The organism is Streptococcus vicugnae (genome assembly GCF_016461705.1).
GTDB classification, from domain to species: Bacteria; Bacillota; Bacilli; order Lactobacillales; family Streptococcaceae; genus Streptococcus; species Streptococcus vicugnae.
This window is the reverse complement of record NZ_JAEMHW010000003.1, coordinates 20,192-44,206: the sequence shown is the minus strand read 5'-3', so window position 1 is coordinate 44,206 and position 24,015 is coordinate 20,192. Positions and strand designations below refer to the sequence as shown.

At 38.7% G+C, this 24,015-nt stretch carries 19 protein-coding genes; 17 read left to right on the top strand and 2 right to left on the bottom strand.

Going from position 1 to position 24,015, the window contains the following annotated elements:
- Positions 1-9: 9 nt before the first annotated feature.
- From JG537_RS07155 to dexB, 4 genes are all read left to right on the top strand, one after another.
- Positions 10-876, top strand: coding sequence for a carbohydrate ABC transporter permease (locus JG537_RS07155; RefSeq protein ID WP_199544618.1), 867 nt, complete (start codon positions 10-12; stop codon positions 874-876).
- A gap of 12 nt (positions 877-888) precedes the next feature.
- On the top strand, positions 889-1,722 hold the full coding sequence (locus JG537_RS07150; protein WP_074582034.1) for a carbohydrate ABC transporter permease: 834 nt from the start codon (positions 889-891) through the stop codon (positions 1,720-1,722).
- Between the two features lie 331 nt (positions 1,723-2,053).
- Positions 2,054-3,499 carry a sucrose phosphorylase gene (gene gtfA, locus JG537_RS07145; RefSeq protein ID WP_199544616.1) on the top strand — a complete coding sequence of 482 codons (1,446 nt, stop codon included), beginning with the start codon at positions 2,054-2,056 and terminating at the stop codon, positions 3,497-3,499.
- Between the two features lie 117 nt (positions 3,500-3,616).
- Positions 3,617-5,227: a glucan 1,6-alpha-glucosidase DexB gene (gene dexB / locus JG537_RS07140; protein WP_199544614.1), complete on the top strand. Its 1,611-nt coding sequence runs from the start codon at positions 3,617-3,619 to the stop codon at positions 5,225-5,227.
- Between the two features lie 36 nt (positions 5,228-5,263).
- On the opposite strand, the gene JG537_RS07135 is transcribed toward dexB, so the two are convergent.
- The gene (locus tag JG537_RS07135) at positions 5,264-6,262 is read right to left on the bottom strand and encodes a LacI family DNA-binding transcriptional regulator (RefSeq protein WP_199544612.1); all 999 of its coding nucleotides are present in this window, start codon (positions 6,260-6,262) and stop codon (positions 5,264-5,266) included.
- 152 nt (positions 6,263-6,414) lie between these two features.
- Here JG537_RS07135 and JG537_RS07130 point away from each other — a divergent pair, with 152 nt between their 5' ends.
- The 13 genes from JG537_RS07130 (at position 6,415) to JG537_RS07070 (ending at position 22,995) form a co-directional block, all read left to right on the top strand.
- Positions 6,415-7,587, top strand: a complete 1,173-nt coding sequence (locus JG537_RS07130; protein ID WP_199544610.1) for a galactokinase — start codon at positions 6,415-6,417, stop codon at positions 7,585-7,587.
- Between the two features lie 19 nt (positions 7,588-7,606).
- A complete protein-coding gene (galT, locus tag JG537_RS07125) occupies positions 7,607-9,079 on the top strand; it encodes a UDP-glucose--hexose-1-phosphate uridylyltransferase (protein WP_199544740.1) in 1,473 nt (490 codons plus the stop codon).
- A 13-nt stretch (positions 9,080-9,092) separates the two neighbouring features.
- Complete coding sequence (galE, locus tag JG537_RS07120; RefSeq protein ID WP_074482969.1) at positions 9,093-10,091, top strand: UDP-glucose 4-epimerase GalE; 999 nt, start codon at positions 9,093-9,095, stop codon at positions 10,089-10,091.
- A 77-nt stretch (positions 10,092-10,168) separates the two neighbouring features.
- Entirely contained in the window at positions 10,169-11,050 is an 882-nt protein-coding gene (locus JG537_RS07115) for a GNAT family N-acetyltransferase (protein ID WP_199544608.1), read from the top strand.
- 71 nt (positions 11,051-11,121) lie between these two features.
- Positions 11,122-11,466, top strand: coding sequence for a preprotein translocase subunit YajC (gene yajC / locus JG537_RS07110; RefSeq protein WP_074482967.1), 345 nt, complete (start codon positions 11,122-11,124; stop codon positions 11,464-11,466).
- Between the two features lie 133 nt (positions 11,467-11,599).
- Entirely contained in the window at positions 11,600-12,355 is a 756-nt protein-coding gene (gene uppS / locus JG537_RS07105; RefSeq protein WP_199544606.1) for an undecaprenyl pyrophosphate synthase, read from the top strand.
- A gap of 12 nt (positions 12,356-12,367) precedes the next feature.
- On the top strand, positions 12,368-13,162 hold the full coding sequence (locus JG537_RS07100; RefSeq protein WP_132868719.1) for a phosphatidate cytidylyltransferase: 795 nt from the start codon (positions 12,368-12,370) through the stop codon (positions 13,160-13,162).
- A gap of 94 nt (positions 13,163-13,256) precedes the next feature.
- Positions 13,257-14,519, top strand: a complete 1,263-nt coding sequence (gene rseP / locus JG537_RS07095; RefSeq protein ID WP_199544603.1) for an RIP metalloprotease RseP — start codon at positions 13,257-13,259, stop codon at positions 14,517-14,519.
- A 149-nt stretch (positions 14,520-14,668) separates the two neighbouring features.
- Positions 14,669-16,525 carry a proline--tRNA ligase gene (locus JG537_RS07090; RefSeq protein WP_199544601.1) on the top strand — a complete coding sequence of 619 codons (1,857 nt, stop codon included), beginning with the start codon at positions 14,669-14,671 and terminating at the stop codon, positions 16,523-16,525.
- A gap of 176 nt (positions 16,526-16,701) precedes the next feature.
- Positions 16,702-21,096, top strand: a complete 4,395-nt coding sequence (locus tag JG537_RS07085) for a PolC-type DNA polymerase III (protein WP_199544600.1) — start codon at positions 16,702-16,704, stop codon at positions 21,094-21,096.
- A gap of 111 nt (positions 21,097-21,207) precedes the next feature.
- Positions 21,208-21,654, top strand: a complete 447-nt coding sequence (locus JG537_RS07080) for a MarR family winged helix-turn-helix transcriptional regulator (protein WP_132868715.1) — start codon at positions 21,208-21,210, stop codon at positions 21,652-21,654.
- Between the two features lie 100 nt (positions 21,655-21,754).
- Entirely contained in the window at positions 21,755-22,300 is a 546-nt protein-coding gene (locus tag JG537_RS07075; RefSeq protein ID WP_199544599.1) for an NADPH-dependent FMN reductase, read from the top strand.
- Between the two features lie 149 nt (positions 22,301-22,449).
- Positions 22,450-22,995: an NADPH-dependent FMN reductase gene (locus JG537_RS07070; RefSeq protein WP_132868713.1), complete on the top strand. Its 546-nt coding sequence runs from the start codon at positions 22,450-22,452 to the stop codon at positions 22,993-22,995.
- A 356-nt stretch (positions 22,996-23,351) separates the two neighbouring features.
- Here the strand turns inward: JG537_RS07070 and def are convergent, their stop codons facing one another.
- Positions 23,352-23,966 carry a peptide deformylase gene (gene def, locus JG537_RS07065; protein ID WP_132869876.1) on the bottom strand — a complete coding sequence of 205 codons (615 nt, stop codon included), beginning with the start codon at positions 23,964-23,966 and terminating at the stop codon, positions 23,352-23,354.
- Positions 23,967-24,015 lie beyond the last annotated feature (49 nt).

Below are 24,015 nucleotides of genomic sequence, written 5' to 3'. Positions count from 1 at the left end.
GAAAGTAGGATGCGAAAATTTTTAAATAAGTATTGGGGCTGGGTGTTCTTGATTGTTCCCTTGATTTTACAAGCAATTTTCTTCTATTTCCCAATGATTCAAGGTGCTTTTTACAGTTTTACAAACTGGACTGGATTGACTTACAATTTTGATTTTGTTGGTGTCAACAATTATAAAATTTTGCTAACAGATACTAAATTCTTTAAGGCTCTTGGTTTTACTTTGATTTTGACCATTGCGTTAATTGTCGGTGAAATTGTGATTGGTATCTGGGTGGCGCGTGCTTTGAATGCTAAAATCAAAGGTCAAACGTTCTTTAGAGCTTGGTTCTTTTTCCCAGCTGTTTTATCAGGGTTAACAGTATCTTTGATTTTCAAACAAGTCTTTAACTACGGTTTGCCTGCCATTGGTGAAGCTTTGGACATTGAATTTTTGAAAACAAGTCTTCTAGGGACATCTGGCGGCGCCATTTTTGCAGCAATTTTTGTCATGCTATGGCAAGGTGTCGCAATGCCGATTATTCTTTTCCTCTCAGGGCTTCAAACTATCCCAAGTGAAATCACAGAAGCAGCAGCAATTGATGGCGCAAATAGCAAACAAACGTTCTGGAACATTGAATTACCATATCTGTTACCAAGTATTTCTATGGTCTTTATCATGGCACTAAAAGGTGGCTTAACAGCTTTTGACCAGATCTTTGCTTTGACTGGTGGTGGACCAAGCAATTCAACAACTTCAATTGGGCTTTTGGTTTACAATTACGCCTTTTCAAGTAACCAATATGGTTATGCTAACGCCATTGCCTTGATTCTCTTTGCTATCATTGTTTTGGTATCAATGTTGCAATTGAAATTATCAAGTCGTTTCGAAGTATAAATGGAGTGAAATATGAAAAAAGAAGAACGTTATCATACTTTTTGGAAATATGTGCTCTTAGTTGCGGGATCAATTTTGATTTTGATTCCATTGCTAGCAACTGTCTTTAGTTCATTTAAGACGACTAAAGATATCATGCAACATTTCTTTGCCTTTCCAAATCCTGTCACCTTGAGTAACTACACACGCTTGTTGGCTGACGGTATTGGACATTATTTCTGGAATTCAACGATTATTACAGTTGTTTCGGTGATTTTGGTAACCCTATTTATTCCTGCGGCAGCCTATTCAATTGCGCGTAACATGAGTAAAAAACGTGCGTTTAATATCATGTATAGTTTGCTGATTTTGGGGATTTTTGTACCATTCCAAGTTATCATGATTCCAATCACAGTGATGATGAGCCGACTTGGTTTGACAAATATTTGGGGCTTGATTATCTTGTATCTGACTTATGCTGTGCCTCAAACTCTATTCTTATACGTTGGTTACATCAAATTGAGTGTTCCTGATAGTCTTGATGAAGCAGCAGAAATTGACGGAGCTGATAAATTTACAACATACCGTAAAGTCGTCTTTCCAATGCTAAAACCAATGCATGCTACAACATTGATTATCAATGCACTTTGGTTCTGGAATGACTTTATGTTGCCTCTCTTAATGTTGAATAAATCATCAGATTCATGGTCATTGCCACTTTTCCAATATAACTACACAGGTCAATACCTCAGCGATTACGGACCAAGTTTCGCTTCATATGTCGTTGGGATTATCACAATTACCATCGTCTACCTCATTTTCCAAAAACATATCATTTCAGGAATGAGTAATGGCGCAGTGAAGTAAGGATACAGAGGGCGTATAGCGGGCACAGTGAAAATAGGGAAGTGACGCAGTGTCATTAAGACACAAGGAGGCTCATCTTTTTCACCAAGCCCGTAGCCCGAGTTCGACTTAACTTGGTAGAGTTGATGGTTGCTAAAGCAACTCATCACCTAACGCTAACCGCTATTGCGGCTTAGCTAACCATCTTACTAGCTCGAAAACAAAATATTATCGATTTTGTTTTCTCACGTCGTAATATATAAGGCGCATAGCGGGCGTAGAAAAATTATCTTTTGTGCTCAGCTCGCAGGTCGTGTAAAGCTAATTTACAACATAGTAAAAAGGAATCATTATGGGAATTCAAAATAAAACAATGTTAATCACTTACTCGGATAGTCTGGGTAAAAATCTAAAAGAACTTAAGCAAAATCTTGATAACTATTTCAAAGAAGCAGTTGGTGGTATCCATCTCTTGCCGTTTTTTCCATCAACAGGTGACCGTGGATTTGCTCCAATTAATTATGACGAGGTTGATTCTGCATTTGGTGACTGGGATGATGTGAAAAAACTGGGCGAAAAGTATTATCTTATGTTTGACTTCATGATTAATCATATCTCTCGTCAATCAAAATATTATAAAGATTACCAAGAAAAGCATGAGGACAGTGCTTATAAAGATTTATTCCTTAATTGGGATAAATTCTGGCCAGAAAATCGTCCAACACAAGCTGATGTGGATTTGATTTACAAGCGTAAAGACCGCGCACCAAAACAAGAAATTCATTTTGCGGATGGTTCAGTTGAGCATCTTTGGAACACTTTCGGTGAGGAACAAATTGACCTTGATGTGACAAAAGAAGTGACCATGGATTTCATTCGAAAGACTATCAAACATTTAGCAGAAAATGGCTGTGATCTCATTCGCTTAGATGCTTTTGCTTATGCGGTTAAGAAATTGGATACTAATGATTTCTTTGTAGAACCGGATATCTGGGGTTTGCTAGATAAAGTACGTAGCATTGCTGCGGAATCTGGTACAGAGTTACTTCCAGAAATTCATGAGCATTATTCGATTCAGTTTAAAATTGCTGAACATGACTACTACGTTTACGATTTTGCTCTTCCAATGGTGACACTTTATAGTTTATACAGCGGAAAAGTTGAACGCTTGGCAAAATGGTTGAAAATGTCTCCAATGAAACAATTTACAACACTGGATACGCACGATGGGATTGGTGTGGTTGATGTCAAAGATATTTTGAGTGATGAAGAAATTGATTATACTTCAGATGAGCTCTATAAAGTTGGTGCTAATGTGAAACGTAAATATTCATCAGCAGAGTACAACAATCTTGATATTTATCAAATCAATTCGACCTACTATTCTGCACTTGGTGATGATGAGAAGAAGTATTTCTTAGCACGCCTGATTCAGGCTTTCGCACCAGGTATTCCACAGGTCTATTATGTCGGATTTTTAGCAGGTAAAAATGATCTAGAGTTGTTAGAAAAAACAAAAGAAGGACGCAATATCAATCGTCATTATTATACGAGTGAAGAAATTGCTGAAGAGGTTAAGCGTCCGGTAGTTCAAGCCTTGCTTAAGCTCTTTACCTTCCGAAATCAATCAGCAGCTTTTGACCTCAAAGGCAGTATAGATGTTGAAGTATTAGATGAAAATACTCTTGTAATTACTCGATGTAATCAAGATAGTAGTGTCGTTGCAGAAGCTACAATTAACCTAAAAGACTTAACTTATACAGTTAAAGAAAACGGACAAGAGATTACATTTCTATAGTTTAATAGAAGCGGGACGATGTCTTAGCTTCTGTTATTTTTAATAACGCAAACGATTGCACAAATTACAAGAAAAAGATAAAATAGAAACAAAGAATTGCAAGAAAAGAGGGACGTCATGGAAAAACATTGGTGGCATAAAGCAACGATTTATCAGATTTACCCAAAATCATTTATGGATTCAAATGGTGATGGAATTGGTGACTTGCAAGGGATTATCAGTAAACTCGATTACCTGAAAAAGCTTGGGATTACAGCGATTTGGTTGTCTCCGGTTTATCAATCACCGATGGATGATAATGGCTACGATATTTCAGATTATGAGGCAATTGCTGATATCTTTGGCGATATGACTGATATGGAAGAATTGCTAGAAGAGGCAAAAGCCCGTGATATTCGCATTATCATGGACTTGGTGGTTAACCATACCTCAGATGAACACGCGTGGTTTGTAGAAGCGCGTGAAAATCCTGATAGTCAGTATCGTGATTTTTACATTTGGCGTGATGAAGCTAATGAGCTTGATTCTATTTTTGGCGGCTCTGCTTGGGAATACGATGATAAGTCAGGTCAATATTATTTGCACTTTTTCAGCAAGAAACAGCCTGATTTGAATTGGGAAAATCCTGTATTGCGCAAATCGGTTTACGACATGATGAACCGTTGGATTGACAAAGGTATTTCTGGTTTTCGTATGGATGTGATTGACATGATTGGGAAAATTCCTGACAAACTCATCGCAAATAATGGTCCAAAGCTACACGATTACCTCAAAGAAATGCACCAAGAAACTTTAGCTGGAAAAGATTTGCTTACTGTTGGTGAAACATGGGGAGCAACACCAGAAATCGCTAAACAGTACTCATCACCAGACGAAAAAGAGTTATCAATGGTTTTTCAATTTGAGCATATCGGTCTCCAACATAAGCCAGGCGCTTCAAAATGGGAATACGAAGAAGAGCTAAATGTCCCTGCTCTCAAAGCGATTTTTAACAAATGGCAGACAGAGCTTGAGCTTGGTCAGGGCTGGAATTCCCTTTTTTGGGACAATCATGATTTACCACGTGTCTTATCTATCTGGGGGAACACAGAAACTTATCGTGAAAAATCAGCCAAAGCGCTAGCTATTTCCTTACACTTAATGCGTGGAACGCCTTATATTTATCAAGGTGAAGAAATTGGAATGACCAATTATCCTTTCAAAGATTTGGGAGAAATTGACGATATTGAGTCACTTAATTTTGCTAAAGAAGCTCTTGAGAATGGTAAGACGCAAGAAGAAATCATGGATAGCATTCGTATGATTGGACGTGATAATGCTAGAACGCCAATGCAGTGGGATGCTAGCCAGAATGCTGGATTTTCAACAGCAGATAAGACGTGGTTGCCAGTTAATCCAAACTATCAGGATATCAATGTTCAAGATGCTCTAGAAAATCCAGATTCTATTTTCTACACTTACCAAAAACTCATTAAACTTCGTAAAGAGAATGATTGGCTGATTGATGCGGATTTTGAACTTTTGAAAACAGCAGACAAAGTTTTTGCTTATTTTAGAAAAACAGCAGAAGAAACTTACCTAGTGGTCGCAAACTTATCCGATCAAGCTCAGGCCTTTGAAACAAACTTCGCTTACCAAAAAACAATCATCAGTAATACCACTGAACTCACTGACTTTGAAAACCACCAACTCCAACCATGGGATGCCTTCTGCGTGAAAGTAGGGTGAGAATAATAAAAAAGTCCGAATATTATTCGGACTTTTTTATTTTGTACTTTCACGAAGGGTTAATGTTGTGGCCAGTCTTGTCATTGTTGGGACGGTATGGTGTTTAATAAGTTGGTGATTTAGGATATCAACAGCAGTGCGTCCCATTTCTTCGGTATAAACGGTGATACTTGAAAGAGCAGGAAAGACTTGTTTAGTCAAGGCAGTATCATTGAAAGAAATGAGGCTGACGCGGTCAGGCACGGCGATGTTAGCTTCTTGAAGGGCACGAAGGGCACCAATGGCTAAAGTGTCGTTGGCAACAAAGAAAGCTTGTGGGAGGTCATCACCTAGTTCAGTGATGGATTTTTTCATTAAGGCATATCCTGAAGGCGCTGAAAAATCTCCTACAAAGACATAATCAGGGTTGTAGAGGTTATTTTCGTAAGCGTAGTTTTTAAAAGTACGTAAGCGTTGGTCAACAATGAGTTCTTTTTGGTCAGTTGTACGTTCTTCACCAGCAATCATTCCAATTTTAGTAAATCCTTTTTGCATGAAGTAATCAAGAACCTTCACAACGGCATTATCAAAATCAGTTGTAACGCAAGGGTGGCCAGCGTTTAAAGTGTCACTGTCAACGAAAACTAGGTTTTTTGAAAGATTTTCGAGGCGGTTAATTTGTTCACTTGAAAATTTACCAATGGCAATAATGCCACTGACATTTTCTGAAATTGTCAAAATATCATTGTTAAAGTAACGCACGACATCATAGCCTAATTCTTGGGCGCGTTTTTCAAGACCGATACGAATACTATAGTAGTAAAGGTCGTTTAGTTCTTCTTGTTCGCTATACCATTGAACGATAGCAATCTTTTGACGTTCTTGCATAGCGTTGGTGCTGCGTTTGTGTTTTTCGTAACCCAACTCTTCAGCAACGGTCAAAATACGGTGTCTTGTTTCCTCACCGACTGAGAGGGTTTTATCTTTATTAAGTACTCGTGAGACAGTTGCGGATGAAACATTTGCTAGCTTTGCGATATCTTTTAATGTAGCCATAGGTCTTCCCTTCTTTCTTGATAGTATTATATCACATCATTTGGAAAAATAAAACTTTTAAGTAAAACTTTAGTAAATATCATTGACTTATTTTAACTAAGGCAGTAAAATGAAACCGTAATCATAATAAAGCAAGAAAAAAGGAGACCCTCATGAATACGAATGAACTTAATCAAGCTTTTACTAATGTTTTTGGCACAGAAGCAGATGCCACATTCTTCTCACCAGGTCGTATTAATCTAATTGGTGAACATACGGACTACAATGGTGGTCATGTTTTCCCGGCTGCTATCACTCTTGGAACATATGGTGCTGCTCGAAAACGTGATGATAAAATCCTTCGTTTTTATTCAGCAAATTTTGATGAATTAGGTATTATTGATGTGGATCTTGATCATCTTGTCTTTGATAAAAAAGATAGTTGGACAAATTATCCAAAAGGTGTCATTAAATTCTTGAAAGAAGCTGGGCATGTTATTGATAGTGGATTTGAACTTTATGTTAATGGTAATATTCCAAATGGTTCAGGCTTGTCATCATCAGCTTCGCTTGAACTTTTGGTAGGAATTGTCGCTGAAGAATTATTTGACCTAACATTAGACCGTCTTGACTTAGTAAAAATTGGTAAACAAACTGAAAATGACTTCATCGGTGTGAATTCAGGAATCATGGACCAATTTGCTATTGGCATGGGAGCTGAAAAGCAAGCCATCTACCTTGATACCAATACTCTAGAATATGACCTTGTTCCTTTGGACCTTGGTGACAATGTCATTGTGATTATGAATACGAACAAACGTCGTGAATTGACTGATTCAAAATACAACGAACGACGTGCTGAATGTGAAAAAGCTGTTGAAGAATTGAATCAAGTGCTTGATATCAAGACACTTGGTGAACTTGATTTGCAATCTTTTGATGAGTACAGTTATCTCATTAAAGATGAAAATCGTCTCAAACGTGCTCGTCACGCAGTTTGGGAAAATCAACGTACCCTTCAAGCTAAAGAAGCTTTGATGGCAGGTGAACTTGAAAAATTTGGTCGTTTGGTTAATGCGTCTCACGTCTCACTTGAACATGACTACGAAGTAACTGGTATCGAACTTGATACCCTTGCTCACACAGCTTGGCAACAAGAAGGTGTTCTCGGAGCTCGCATGACAGGAGCGGGCTTTGGTGGTTGTGGTATTGCTATTGTTGCTAAAGACAAAGTAGATGAATTTACTAAAACTGTTGGACAAGTTTACACTGAAACCATTGGATATGCACCAGCCTTTTACATCGCTGAAATTGCTGGTGGTTCACGTGTCCTTTCACGAAAATAAAGAATAAAAAGAAGATGAAATCATGAAACTTTTAGATACTTTTGTCGCGAAAGTAATTGAAGCTAGCGACTATACTGAAGATGATATGTTTTACTTGCGTAACCGAATCCTTGCCCTTGTGGGCGAGGAAGGTGCAGAGCAAGAAACTAAAGAAACGACATTAATTGCTCTCAAAGAAGAATTGGTTAACCTAGCTGTGAAAAATGGCAAGGTTGGTGACTTAATGGCTGAAAGAGATTGCTTGGGTGCTGAATTGATGAACTTTATCACTCCTGTCCCAAGTCAGGTGAATCGCAATTTCTGGGATATATATGCTCAATCTCCTCAACAAGCTGTCGCAGATTTTTACGAACTCAGCAAACGAAATGACTACATTAAAGTAGCCGCAATCGCTAAAAATATCGCTTTTACTGTGTCATCACAATATGGTGATATTCAGATTACCATTAATTTATCAAAACCTGAAAAAGATCCCAAGGCCATTGCTGCAGCTAAGTTAGCCAAGGCATCTTCTTACCCAAAATGTCAGTTATGTATGGAAAACGAAGGTTATCAAGGACGCCTTAATCACCCAGCGCGTGCTAATCACCGTATCATTCGCTTAAATCTAGGTGATGAAAAATGGGGCTTCCAATATTCGCCTTACGCTTACTTTAATGAACATTGTATTATTCTAAATACTGATCATGTGCCGATGGTTATTAGCAAGCAAACTTTTGAACAGCTGCTAGATATTGTTGATATTTTCCCAGGTTATTTTGCAGGTTCTAACTCTGATTTACCGATTGTTGGTGGGTCAATTTTAACTCACAACCACTATCAAGGTGGACGACATGTCTTTCCGATGGAAATAGCAGAGCTGGACAAAGAGTTTCATTTTAAAGGCTTTTCAGATGTGACAGCTGGTATTGTCAAATGGCCAATGTCTGTTATTCGTCTTCGCAGTAAAGACAAAAGTCGTTTAGTTGAATTGGCTGAAAAAATTCGTTTAGCTTGGCGAGAGTATTCGGATGCCAGTGTTGATATTGTAGCTCATACAGGAGAAACGCCGCATCATACCGTCACACCAATTGCTCGCAAACGTAATGGGCAATTTGAATTAGATATCGTTCTTCGTGATAACCACACAACAGCTGAATTTCCAGATGGGGTTTATCATCCACATGCTGATGTCCAACACATTAAAAAGGAAAATATTGGACTTATTGAAGTTATGGGCTTAGCTATTTTACCGCCACGTCTTAAAAATGAACTGCTAGAAGTTGAAAAATATCTTTTGAACCAGTATAATGAAATCGCTGCCTATCACAAAGAATGGGCAGATGAGATTAAAAAACGTTCGGATATTACTGCTGATACGGTACATGATATCGTGCAAGAAGAAGTCGGAAACGTTTTTGTTCGTGTTTTAGAAGATGCAGGTGTTTACAATCGTGATGAAAAGGGGAAAGAAGCTTTCATGCGCTTTGTGAACAGCGTGGGGTTAGAATAGGAGAAAAGGAATCATGTCAATTTTAGTGCTTGGTGGGGCTGGCTATATCGGTTCTCACATGGTTGATCGTTTAATTGAAAAAGGTGAAGAAAAGGTTGTTGTTGTCGATAGTTTGGTAACAGGGCACCGTGCAGCGGTTCATCCTGATGCAACATTCTATCAAGGTGATCTTGCTGATCAAGATTTTATGCGTAAAGTTTTCACAGAAAATCCAGATATCGATGCTGTGATTCACTTTGCCGCTTACTCATTGGTTGCCGAATCAATGGAAAAACCATTGAAATACTTTGATAACAACACTGCAGGAATGATTAAATTACTTGAAGTGATGAATGAATTTGGTGTTAAATACATTGTTTTCTCATCAACAGCTGCAACTTATGGTATTCCAGATGAACTTCCAATTAAAGAAACAACACCACAACGTCCAATCAATCCGTATGGTGAAAGCAAACTCATGATGGAAACAATCATGAAATGGTCTGACCAAGCCTATGGCATCAAATTTGTACCGCTTCGTTACTTCAACGTTGCTGGTGCTAAACCAGATGGTTCTATCGGTGAAGATCATGGACCAGAAACACACCTGTTGCCAATTATCTTGCAAGTGGCACAAGGTGTTCGTGAAAAAATCATGATTTTTGGTAATGACTACAACACACCAGATGGTACAAATGTCCGTGACTATGTCCACCCATTTGACCTAGCAGATGCTCATTTGCTTGCGGTTAAATATCTTCGCGAAGGAAACCCATCAACTGCCTTTAACCTTGGCTCTTCAACAGGCTTCTCAAACCTTCAAATTCTTGAAGCAGCTCGCAAAGTAACAGGAAAAGAAATTCCAGCAGAACTTGCTGATCGCCGTCCTGGTGACCCAGATACTCTTATTGCGTCATCAGATAAAGCGCGTGAAATTCTTGGTTGGAAACCACAATTTGATGATATTGAAAAAATCATTGCTTCTGCTTGGGCATGGCATTCAAGTCATCCAAACGGATACAATGACCGTTAATAAATGATTATAGTCTGAGGCAAGTGCCTCAGGTTTTTTGTGCATCATGAGGATGTGCTAGAAAAAGGAAAAAGATGATGTCAATAATTAAGACACCTTGTTTAGATAAAGAGCAAAAATTACAGATAGAAGCATTAATCAAAGAAGTTCAGACTTTTGATGGGACTCACCGCATCCCGTATTTATCGAATAATCTCAATTTTGATCAGGAGATGCCAGCTTTCTTTTTAGCTTATGAGAAGAATCAACTTGTGGGGGTGTTGACAGTCTATGCTGATGAGCCAGACGAGGCAGAACTTGCTATTTTGGTTCACCCAAACTATCGCCGTCTAGGATATGCTAAGCAATTATTTCGTGTTTTCCGTGAAACCATGAAAGAGTATCAGTTGAGTTTTACAGTAATGTCGGAGCAATCTTTCTTAGCAAAACACCCAGATGTGCTGGCTAATCTTGGCATGACTTTAGAAGATGATTTTGAGTATTGGCTTAATCGACAACGAAAAGCCTATTTGCTTGAAAAGCGTGACGATTTGTCGGTCATCAAAGCTAGTAGAGAACACCTTGAAGCGATTGCAGACTTTCAAGCAAAAGCTTTTGGAGATCCTTATGAGGTTGCACTGCGCTATGCCAAAGAAGCTCTAGTTGATGAGACTGAAAAACTTTATATTGTGATGAAAGATGACAAAGTTGTTGCTTCTTGCACGGTGGATTTTAGCACGACTTACAATTACCTTTATGGCTTAGTAGTTGCCGAAGGCTACCGTGGTCAAGGGATTGGGACTTATTTTATGAAAGTGCTTATCAATAGCCTGTTAGCTGAAAATGAGAAGGCCTTTCAAATTGCGGTTGAATCAGATAATCTAGCGGCTAAAAGGCTCTATGAAAGTTTAGGTTTTGAAGAACAAACGCAGGTTGTTTACGCTAAGGTGACTGACGCTAGTAAACTTTGGGAGTTTTAACGGTCATTTCTTGCGTTGTTAAATGTAATTTGGTATAGTTGTCATTAAGCTTATATTTATGGAGGATTCTTATGCCAACAGTTATTATGTTGCTCGTTATGGTTGGTTTGATTTGGTTCATGCAACGTTCTCAAAAGAAACAAGCACAAGCCCGTCAAGATCAACTTAAAGCATTGCAAAAAGGTGATGAAATCGTAACAATCGGTGGTCTTTATGGTGTTGTTGATGAAGTTGACACAGCTAACCAAAAAATGGTTTTGGACATCGATGGTGTTTATTTAACATTTGAATTAGGTGCTTTGAAACGTGTTGTTAACAGAGCTGAACAAGAAGTTGTTGAAACTGCTCTTGTTGAAGAAGCTGTTGAAGATAACCAAGAAACAGCCGAAGACACAGCTGTTGAAAGCAAAGATTAATAATAGGAATGACCAGATGAGAAATCATCTGGCTTTTTTATGCCAATATTCCCTAAAAGCCACTAATTAAGTAGAGAAAAAATGGCTATTTTATGGTAAAATATTATGATGAGTATGCTTTTAAGGAAATTGTATGTTTAAATTTAAATTTAGAAAAAAAGAAAAGGCTGTCAGCCTAGACAAAATTCCTAATCATATTGGAATTATTATGGATGGTAATGGTCGTTGGGCCAAAAAGCGCATGCAACCACGTGTCATGGGACACAAGGCTGGTATGGATGCTTTGCAAGACGTGACGATTGCCTGTTCAGAACTTGGTGTTAAAGTTTTGACTGTTTACGCTTTCTCAACAGAAAACTGGTCACGACCCGAGGACGAAGTCAAGTTCATCATGAACTTGCCGGTTGAGTTTTTCGATAAATATGTCCCTGAATTGGATGCAAATAATGTCAAAGTTCAAGTAATCGGTGAAACACATCGTCTACCGAAGGCTACTTTTGATGCCATGAAACGTGCTTGTGATCAAACTAAGCATAATTCTGGACTTATTTTGAATTTTGCATTGAACTATGGTGGCCGTTTAGAAATCACAGAAGCGGTTAAAAATATTGCACAAGAAGTGCTTGAAGCTAAAATTAGCCCAGATGATATTACAGAAGATGTGATTTCAAATCACTTGATGACTAATCATTTGCCGTATTTGTATCGTGATCCGGATTTGATTATTCGTACAAGTGGAGAACTTCGTCTTAGTAATTTTCTACCATGGCAATCAGCATACAGTGAATTCTATTTCACGCCTGTTTTATGGCCTGATTTCAAAAAAGACGAGTTAATTAAGGCGATTGCCGAGTACAATCGACGTCATCGCCGTTTTGGTGGAATCTAGAAAGGAAATATCATGAAACAACGTGTGATTTGGGGGGCAATTGCCTTATTGATTATGCTGCCGTTTCTATTGCATGGAGGCCTAGCATTTCAAATTTTTGTAGGCTTTTTAGCAATGATTGGTATGGCAGAAATGTTACGCATGAAACATCTTGAATTTTTCTCAATTGAAGGTGTTTTATCAATGCTCGGTGCTTTTGTTTTGACAGTGCCTTTGGATAACTACTTTACATCATTACCATTAGATTCTAATTTTGCTGTCTATGGTTTGCTAGTTTTCTTGCTTTTGGCAGGAACAGTTATCAATAGTGATGAGTATTCATTTGATGATGTCTCTTATCCAATTGCTGCTAGCCTTTATGTTGGTATTGGTTTCCAAAATCTGGTCAATGCTCGTATGGGTGGCTTAGATAAAGTGCTCTTTGCTTTATTCATCGTATGGGCGACTGATATTGGCGCTTATATGGTTGGTCGTCAATTTGGTCAACGTAAGTTAATGCCGAAGGTTTCCCCAAATAAAACAATCGAAGGTAGCTTGGGTGGTATTGCTTGTGCAGTTGTCGTTTCACTAATTTTTATGTTAATTGACAAAGCTGTATATGCACCGCACAATCTATTTGCTATGTTGATTTACGTTATCTTGTTTAGTATTTTTGGTCAATTCGGTGATTTGGTTGAAAGTGCTATTAAACGTCACTTTGGCGTTAAAGATTCTGGAAAACTTATTCCTGGTCATGGTGGTATCTTAGATCGCTTTGATTCAATGATTTTTGTTTTCCCAATTATGCATCTATTTGGTCTTTTCTAATTAAGTTGGTTGGCACTTGCCACAAACTTTTGGAGTTTGCTTACTAGTGAATGGTTATTAGGATAATAATGTTACTGGTATAGAGAGGAGCAAAATGCTCGGAATTTTAACCTTTATTATTGTTTTTGGAATTTTAGTTATTGTCCATGAATTTGGTCACTTGTATTTTGCTAAAAAAGCAGGAATCTTGGTGAGAGAATTCTCCATCGGAATGGGCCCGAAAATCTTTTCACATTTTGACAAAGAGGGCACAGCTTATACTTTCCGTATCTTGCCCTTGGGCGGATATGTGCGAATGGCTGGTTGGGGTGATGATACCACTGAAATCAAGACAGGTACACCAGCTAGCTTGAGTTTGAACAAAGACGGACTTGTGACACGTATTAATCTATCACATAAACAGTTGGATAATACAGCTCTTCCTATGAATGTGACTTCTTATGATTTGGAAGATAAACTTGAAATCACAGGCTTAGTTCTGGATGAGCAAAAGACATATGTTGTTCATCATGATGCAACAATTGTTGAGGAAGATGGTACAGAAATTCGCATTGCGCCTCTTGATGTGCAGTATCAAAATGCTACTGTCTGGGGGCGTTTAATGACAAACTTTGCTGGTCCTATGAATAATTTTATTCTGGGAACCTTAGCCTTTATCTTACTTGTCTTTATGCAAGGAGGTGTCCCGAATACGGCGACAAATGCTATCCGCGTAACCGACGGTGGCGCTATGCAGGCTGCAGGGGTAAAAGATGGAGACAAGGTTTTAGCTGTTGGAAATTACAAAGTCTCAAATTGGTCAGAATTGACTGAGGCTGTTGCCAAATCAACTAAGAACATTTCAAGAGACGATACCATTTCAGTTACGGTAAAAGATACATCAGGAAAAACGAAAACACTAGATGTTAAGCCAGTAAAAAACAATGGTAGTTACCTCATTGGTGTTTCTACGTATTTGAAAACAGGCTTTTGGGACAAAATTACTGGTGGTTTCCAGATGTCTTGGCAAAGTACTATGTTGATTTTGAATGCTTTAAAAGGTATTGTATCAAACTTTAGCTTGGATAAACTTGGTGGTCCTGTTGCCATGTACCAAGCCTCAAGTCAAGCAGCTTCTTACGGATTGACATCGGTGATTAATTTGCTTGCTGTTTTGTCAATCAACCTTGGAATTGTGAACTTAATTCCAATTCCGGCTTTGGATGGCGGAAAAATCTTGATGAACCTTATTGAGATTGTACGTCGCAAACCACTCAAACAAGAAACCGAAACATATATTACTCTAGTTGGGGTTGTCATCATGATTATTTTGATGGTAGCTGTGACTTGGAATGATATTATGCGAGTTTTCTTCTAAATTTAATTCATTTAGTACATCATTTTAAAAATAAATACACATTTTTTAGAAAGGAATTGACACGGTCTTTCCTAAATTATGAGCATAAGTGAGCTACTTGTTTTAAAAGCAGCTTACTTATTTTCATGATTTGACCGCAATATTTTATTATGAAACAATCACAAATGCTTATTCCAACGCTTCGCGAAATGCCAAGCGACGCTCAAGTTATCAGTCATGCTCTTATGGTTCGTGCAGGTTATGTCCGCCAAGTGTCTGCAGGTATCTATGCTTACCTACCACTTGCTAACCGTACGATTGAAAAATTCAAAAAAATCATGCGTGAAGAGTTTGAAAAAATTGGTGCCGTTGAAATGCTTGCACCAGCACTTTTGAACGCTGACCTTTGGCGTGAATCAGGTCGTTACGAAACTTACGGTGAAGACCTTTATAAACTTAAAAACCGCGATAAATCAGACTTTATCCTTGGTCCAACACACGAAGAAACATTTACAAGCCTTGTTCGTGATGCGGTTAAATCATACAAACAATTGCCATTAAACCTTTACCAAATTCAATCTAAATACCGTGATGAAAAACGTCCTCGTAATGGGCTTCTTCGTACACGTGAATTTATCATGAAAGATGGTTACAGTTTCCACGCAGACTACGAAGGATTGGACGAAACTTACGAACAATACCGCAAAGCCTATGAAGCAGTCTTCACACGTGCAGGACTTGATTTCAAAGGTATCATCGGAGATGGTGGTGCTATGGGTGGTAAAGACTCTCAAGAGTTTATGGCTATCACTCCAGACCGTACAGATCTTGATCGTTGGGTTGTTCTTGATAAATCAATCGCATCAATCGATGAAATCCCAGCTGATGTTTTAGAAGACATCAAAAAAGAATTGTCATCATGGTTGGTTTCAGGTGAAGATACAGTTGCTTACTCAACAGAGTCAAGTTACGCTGCTAACCTTGAAATGGCAAGTAATGAATACAAACCAACAACAAAAGTTGTGGCTCAAGAAGATGTTAAACGTGTAGAAACACCTAACTGTAAATCAATCGATGAAGTGGCAGCTTTCTTGAATGTTGATGAAGAACAAACAATTAAAACACTTCTTTTCATCGCTGATAAAGAACCAGTTGTTGCTCTTCTTGTCGGAAATGATCAAGTTAACGATGTTAAATTGAAAAACTATCTTGGTGCAGACTTCCTTGATCCAGCAACTGAAGAAGATGCTGTTAAAGTCTTTGGGGCAAACTTCGGTTCACTTGGCCCAGTTAACCTTCCTGAAAATGTTCGTATCATTGCTGACCGCAAAGTTCAAGACGTTGCTAACGCTGTTGTAGGTGCTAACGAAGATGGTTACCACTTGACTGGTGTTAACCCAGGTCGTGACTTCGAAGCAGAATACGTTGATATTCGTGAAGTTAAAGAAGGTGAAATTTCACCAGATGGTAAAGGTGTTCTTAAATTCGCTCGTGGTATCGAAATCGGACACATCTTCAAACTTGGTACTCGCTACTCAGAAAGTATGGGAGCAACAATCCTTGACCAAAACGGTCGTGCTGTGCCAATCATCATGGGATGCTACGGTATCGGTGTTAGCCGTATCTTGTCTGCTGTTATTGAACAACATGCTCGTCTCTTTGTTTCTAAAACACCAAAAGGTGCTTACCGTTTTGCATGGGGTATTAATTTCCCTAAAGAATTGGCTCCATTTGATGTTCACGTCATCACAGTTAACGTTAAAGACGAAGAAGCACAAGCTTTGACAGCTAAAGTTGAAGCAGAATTGGTTGAAAAAGGTTATGAAGTATTGGTTGACGACCGTAATGAACGTGTCGGATCTAAATTCTCAGATAGCGACCTTATCGGACTTCCAATTCGTGTGACAGTTGGTAAAAAAGCTGCTGATGGTATCGTAGAAGTTAAAATTAAAGCAACTGGCGATACAATCGAAGTGAACGCTGAAAACCTTATTGAAACACTTGAAATTTTGACAAAAGAAAACTAATTATAATGAGGTCGGGCACATAGCCCCGGCCTTTTTGTTTTGTCTCGAAAAAAGCTCACTTTTATGATAAAATTGAAAGACGATATTGATAGATATAAGAAGTGAAAAAGTGACACTGATCTCTTTTTTACTAAGTATAAAAGATTAGATTTTGGAATTGAGGTAATTGACGTCTTATGTCAGAGTTATTTAAAAAATTGATGGAGCAAATCGATATGCCGCTTGAAATGCGACAATCTTCTGCTTTTTCATCTGCAGATATTCGTGAAGTTAAAGTACACTCAGTATCCCGCCTTTGGGAATTCCATTTTTCATTTGCAGAGGTTTTGCCGATTGAGATTTATCGGGAGTTAGCTTATCGTTTGGTTAATACCTTTAAGCAAGCAGACATTACAGCGACTTTTGACATCAAGGCAGAAAAAATTGATTTCTCACAGCCGCTTTTACAGGATTATTATGAGGAAGCGTTTGAACACTCACCGTGTAATAGTGCTAGTTTTAAAGCGTCATTTAGTAAACTTCAAGTATCGTACGATGGTCATAAATTATTGATTGAAGCGCCAGCTTTTGTTAATAATGAGCATTTCCGAAAAAATCATTTGCCTAATCTTGCACGTCAATTTGAGGCCTTTGGTTTCGGAAACTTGATGATTGATATGGTTTCAGATGAAGCTATGACCCAAGCGCTTCGAGAAGATTTTACAACTAATCGTGAAGCCATGGTGGAAAGAGCTGTTCAAGAAAATCGTGAAGCGGTTAAATCTCTTGAAGCCTCAATGCCTCCGGTTGAAGAAACACCAAAACCAAAATTTGATTTCAAAGAACGTGCCAAACAACGCCGTGCTGGTTTTGAAAATGCTGAAATCACTCCGATGGTTGAAATCACAACAGAAGAAAATCGCATTGTCTTTGAAGGAATGGTTTTTGATGTTGAGAAGAAAACAACTCGTACAGGTCGTCACATCATCAATTTCAAAATGACGGACTATACATCAAGTTTTGCTATGCAAAAATGGGCAAAAGATGATGAAGAGTTGAAAAAATACGACATGATTGCTAAAGGCTCATGGCTTCGTGTTCGAGGGAACATTGAAAATAATAATTTCACGCATGCACTGACAATGAATGTGCAAGATGTTAAAGAAATTGTTCACCATGACCGCAAGGATTTGATGCCAGAAGACCAGAAACGTGTGGAATTCCATGCGCATACGAACATGTCAACCATGGATGCTTTGCCAACGGTTGAGGAGCTGATTGATACAGCTGCTAAATGGGGGCATAAGGCGGTTGCTATTACTGACCATGGAAATGTTCAAAGTTTCCCTCATGGTTACCATAGAGCACGTAAAGACGGTATTAAAGCCATTTTTGGTCTGGAAGCCAATATTGTTGAAGACAAGGTTCCTATTGCTTACAATCCTGAAGATTTAGAGCTAAATGAAGCAACTTATGTTGTATTTGACGTGGAAACAACAGGGCTTTCTGCTGTTAATAATGATTTGATTCAGATTGCGGCTTCAAAAATGTATAAAGGTAATATTGTTGAGCAATTTGATGAATTCATTAATCCAGGTCACCATTTGTCAGCTTTTACGACAGAATTGACAGGGATTACGGATAATCATGTTCGCAATGCAAAACCAATCGAACAAGTGCTTCAAATGTTCCAAGATTTCTGTAAAGATACTGTACTTGTTGCCCACAATGCGACCTTTGACGTTGGCTTTATGAATGCTAATTACAAACGTCATGGCATGCCAACCATCACGCAGCCAGTTATTGATACCCTTGAATTGGCACGGAATCTTTATCCAGAATACAAACGTCATGGTTTGGGACCATTGACCAAACGTTTCCAAGTATCGCTAGAACACCACCACATGGCCAACTACGATGCCGAAGCAACTGGTCGCTTGCTCTTTATTTTCTTAAAAGAAGCGCGTGAAAATCATGGCCTTACAAACATGATGGACTTGAACACAAAATTGGTGGCTGAAGATTCTTATAAGAAAGCTCGTGTAAAACATGCAACAATCTATGTTCAAAACCAGACAGGGTTGAAAAATATCTTCAAGCTTGTCAGTCTTTCAAATGTTAAATATTTTGAAGGTGTGGCTCGTATTCCAAGAACAGTTCTTGATGCTCATCGCAAAGGACTCTTGCTAGGAACAGCATGTTCTGAGGGTGAAGTCTTTGATGCAGTTTTGACCTCAGGTGTGGATAAAGCTGTTGAAGTGGCTAAATACTATGATTTCATCGAAGTCATGCCACCAGCTATTTATGCTCCGCTATTAGCACAAGGAACGATTAAAGACGAAGAGGGTATTCGACAAGCTATTCGAGATTTGATTGAAGTAGGTCGTCGTCTTAATAAGCCTGTGCTTGCGACTGGTAATGTTCATTACATTGAACCAGAAGATGAGATTTATCGAGAAATCATTGTACGTAGTTTAGGACAAGGGGCACCGATTAACCGTCCAATTGGTCGTGGTGAGGATGCTCAACCAGCTCCGCTACCAAAAGCCCATTTCCGTACAACTAATGAAATGCTAGATGAATTTGCTTTTCTTGGTGAAGATCTTGCTTATGAAATTGTTGTCAAAAATACTAATGATTTCGCAGAGCGTTTCGAAGAAATCGAAGTTGTTAAAAAAGATTTGTACACGCCTTTCCTTGAAAAATCAGAAGAGCGCGTTGCAGAGATGACCTATCAAAAAGCCTTTGAAATCTATGGTAACCCACTACCAGATATTGTCGACCGACGTATCGAAAAAGAATTGACTTCGATTTTGGGGAATGGATTTGCCGTGATTTACCTGGCGTCTCAGATGTTGGTTATTCGTTCTAATAAACGTGGTTACTTGGTTGGTTCACGTGGGTCTGTTGGATCAAGTTTTGTGGCGACTATGATTGGGATTACTGAAGTTAACCCAATGCCACCACATTATGTCTGTCCAAATTGTCAGCATTCAGAATTTATCACTGATGGTTCTGTTGGTTCAGGTTATGACCTTCCTGACAAGGATTGTCCAAAATGTGGCACACGTTATAAGAAAGATGGACATGATATTCCGTTTGAAACCTTCCTTGGATTTGATGGGGATAAGGTTCCCGATATCGATTTGAACTTCTCTGGTGATGACCAACCCTCAGCTCATTTGGATGTTCGTGATATTTTCGGTGAACAATACGCTTTCCGTGCTGGAACCGTTGGTACGGTTGCTGACCGTACGGCTTATGGATTTGTCAAAGGTTACGAACGTGACTATGGTAAGATGTATCCAGAAGCTGAAGTCGAACGATTGGCACAAGGTGCTGCAGGGGTGAAACGTACAACTGGACAACACCCGGGTGGTATCGTTGTTATTCCAAACTACATGGATGTTTATGACTTTACACCAGTTCAATACCCAGCTGATGATCTTTCTGCTGAATGGCAAACCACTCACTTTAACTTCCACGATATCGATGAAAACGTCTTGAAACTTGATATCCTCGGTCATGATGATCCGACGATGATTCGTAAGTTGCAAGACTTGTCTGGTATTGATCCCAAAGATATTCCTGCGGATGACCCAGATGTTATGGCACTCTTCTCAGGCACAGAAGTCCTTGGCGTTACGCCTGAGCAAATTGGAACACCGACAGGGATGCTTGGTATCCCAGAATTCGGAACCAACTTTGTTCGTGGAATGGTTGAGGAAACACACCCAACAACCTTCGCAGAATTGCTACAGTTGTCAGGGTTGTCACACGGTACTGATGTTTGGTTGGGAAATGCCCAAGACTTGATTAAAGAGGGGATTGCTACCCTAAAAACCGTTATCGGTTGTCGTGACGATATCATGGTTTATCTTATGCACGCAGGTCTTGAACCCAAAATGGCTTTTACCATTATGGAACGTGTGCGTAAGGGAATGTGGCTTAAAATCTCTGATGAGGAACGTAATGGATACATTGAAGCTATGCGAGAAAATAATGTGCCCGACTGGTACATTGAATCCTGTGGTAAAATCAAGTACATGTTCCCCAAAGCCCATGCGGCAGCCTACGTTTTAATGGCGCTTCGTGTAGCTTACTTTAAAGTACATTATCCGATTTACTATTACTGTGCTTATTTCTCAATCCGTGCTAAGGCCTTTGACATTAAGACAATGAGTGCTGGGCTTGATGCGGTGAAAGAACGCATGGCTGATATTTCTAATAAGCGTAAGAATAACGAAGCTTCAAATGTTGAAATTGATTTATACACCACACTTGAAATTGTCAATGAAATGCTCGAACGTGGTTATAAATTTGGTCAACTTGACCTTTACCGTAGTGATGCAACCGAGTTTATCATCGACGGTGATACACTTATTCCACCATTTGTAGCTATGGATGGTCTCGGAGAAAACGTTGCAAAACAAATCGTTAAAGCGCGTGAAGAAGGTGAATTCCTATCTAAAATGGAACTTCGCAAACGCGGCGGTGTTTCAGCAACATTGGTTGATAAAATGGATGAAATGGGAATCCTAGGCAACATGCCAGAAGATAACCAATTAAGCCTATTTGACGATTTCTTTTAATAAGCCAATTTTAGAGAAGCTCTCAAAGTGAGGGCTTCTTTTTTGAGCTCTGCTATTTGTAAAAGATACTAGTTAGTGATACTATGTAAAAAAAGACAGAAAGGAGTAGCAATGAGCGACTTCAAAAATAAAGCTGTTAAGGCTATGGTTGTTTTGCGAAAAGCTTTTAGAACTATCGATGCTAAAACATCAGAGTCTTTCAAGGAAGATGATTTAACACAAACACAATTTGCAGTTTTGGACGTTCTTTATAGCAAAGGAGCGATGAAGGTTGGCCAATTAATTGATAGTATCCTAGCGACTTCGGGGAATATGACGGTGGTTATCCGTAATATGGAGAAAAAAGGCTGGGTAGTACGCCAAGCTTGTCCGGGTGATAAGCGTGCTTATCTGGTTAGTTTGACTGATGTAGGTCGTCAAGTCATTGAGCATGCTTTGCCACTTCACATGGCAAAAATTGAAGAGACTTTTTCAGTTTTAACTGAGGAAGAACAAGATCAATTAATACGACTTCTGAAAAAATTTAAACCGCGTGAGCAAAATAATTTACAAAAGTAAAAATAAAGTATAAAATGACAACATAACAATAAATCACTAATTAGTGATAAATGATTTTTGATTATAAAAATACTAATATCTTTTTGTTAGGAGAAATATCATGAAAAAAATACTATTTGTTGTCGGTTCATTACGTGAAGGTTCTTTCAATGCTCAAATGGCAAAAAATGCTGAAAAAGCACTTGAGGGAAAAGCACAGGTCTCTTACCTTGATTGGTCAGAAGTTCCAGTCTTTTCACAAGATTTAGAAGCTAACACACCAGCAGCTGTTCAAGCTGCACGCGATGCTGTACTTGCTGCTGATGCTGTATGGTTCTTCACACCAGTTTATAATGCTAACATCCCTGGTCCAGTGAAAAACTTGATTGATTGGTTGAGTCGTGCCCTTGATCTTTCAGATCCATCAGGCGCATCAGCTATCAATGAAAAAGTTACAACTGTTACAATTACATCTGCGGCTCACCATGAAAAAGCAGCTGACCAATACCGTGCATTGTTGCCATTTATTCGTACTAACTTTGTTGACGAATTGACTCTTGCGACAATTAATGGTTCTGCTTGGGCAGATGGTAAATATGTGGCTGAAGAAGCTGATCTAGCACAATTGGACAAACAAATTGCCGCTGTTCTTGCAGCTATCAACTAATTTTATAGCTTGGTAAAATTCTGTTTAGAAAAGCAGTTTTTCTCAAGTCGTCTTAATTGACTTTAAGATTGGCTGATGCTATCATCAGTTCAGAGATAGTGCTTATAGCTATCGTTTTAATTATAATGATTTGAAAAGGATTATATATCATGAAAAAAATTCTATTTGTTGTCGGTTCATTACGTGAGGGATCTTTTGATCAACAATTTGCTCAAAACGCTGAAAAAGCACTTGAAGGCAAAGCAGAAGTATCATACCTAGACTGGTCACAGGTTCCGGTCTTTTCACAAGATTTGGAAGCTAACACACCAGCTGCTGTGCAAGCTGCACGTGACGCTGTCTTGGCAGCTGATGCTATCTGGTTCTTCTCACCAGTTTATAACTTTGCGATTCCTGGTTCAGTGAAGAACTTGCTTGACTGGTTGAGCCGTGCGCTTGATCTTTCAGATCCAACAGGTCCATCAGCGCTTAATGAAAAAGTCACAACTGTTTCTATCCTTGCAAATGGTGGACACGAACCAGTGGCAGATGCTTACCGCGCATTATTCCCGTTCATTCGTACACAATTTGTTGATGAAATTACTACAACACAAGTGAATGACTCAGCATGGGTTGACGGTAAGTTTGTGGCGACTGATGATGTTCTTGCCAACCTTGATAAACAAGCTCAAGCACTTCTTGCTGCAATTGATTAATGATTAATCTAAGATTTTTAAACATTTAACAAATCCGTGAGTGAGCTTTCCTATTTTGGCTTAACTCACTATCTTCACAGTAATATTGGTTTAGCCTTTCAATATAACGCTGTGACTAAATAAAAAGAGGTTGGGATAAAAGTTCCCAGCCTCTTTATTTATATAGTTATAATAAACAAACCACAGTGTCAAAAACGGTTTGAGAATAGACCGTTTTAGGTCAGCAACAAGAAATTGAGATTTGCTGAGAAATCAAGTTTCTATGAAACTACTGATTCGCTTTTTAGTTTTTATTTGTCCCACTCTCGCTTGTTATATACAAAAAACTGAGGAAATGTCCTCAGTTTCTCTATGTATTATTCGACAATTAGCATACCATCTTTAACAGCAAATGGGTTCTTTTCGTTGATGCGGTCGTAGAACATGATACCGTTTGTGTGGTCAATTTCGTGTTGAACGACGATTGAGTTGTAACCTTTAAGTTTGATGCGGTGTTTTTCACCGTTTTTATCGAAGTATTCAACAGTAACACGAGAATGACGAACAACGTATCCTTCAACGACACGGTCAACAGACAAGCAACCTTCACCGTCAGCAAGTGCTGCATCTTGAACTGAGTGTGCAACAACTTTTGGATTGTACATTACTTCTTGTAAGCTGTAAGCTTCTTTTGGTGGATTGCCATCTTTATCTTCCATATTTGGTACAAGAACGGCAATGATTCGTTTTGAAACATTCAATTGTGGTGCTGCAAGTCCAACACCACCGCGCAAGCCCATTTTTTCAGCTGTCACAGGATCTTGAGAATTTTTCAAGAACTGCATCATTTTTTCACCTAAAATGATTTCTTCATCAGATAATGGGAATGTGACATCATCACAAATCTTACGCAAAGTTGGATGACCTTCGCGAATAATATCGTTCATATTGATTAAATGACTTGGTTTAGCTAATTTTTCAATAACTGACATATTTTCTCCTCAAATTATTCTATATAACACTATAGCATAAAAATGCTGA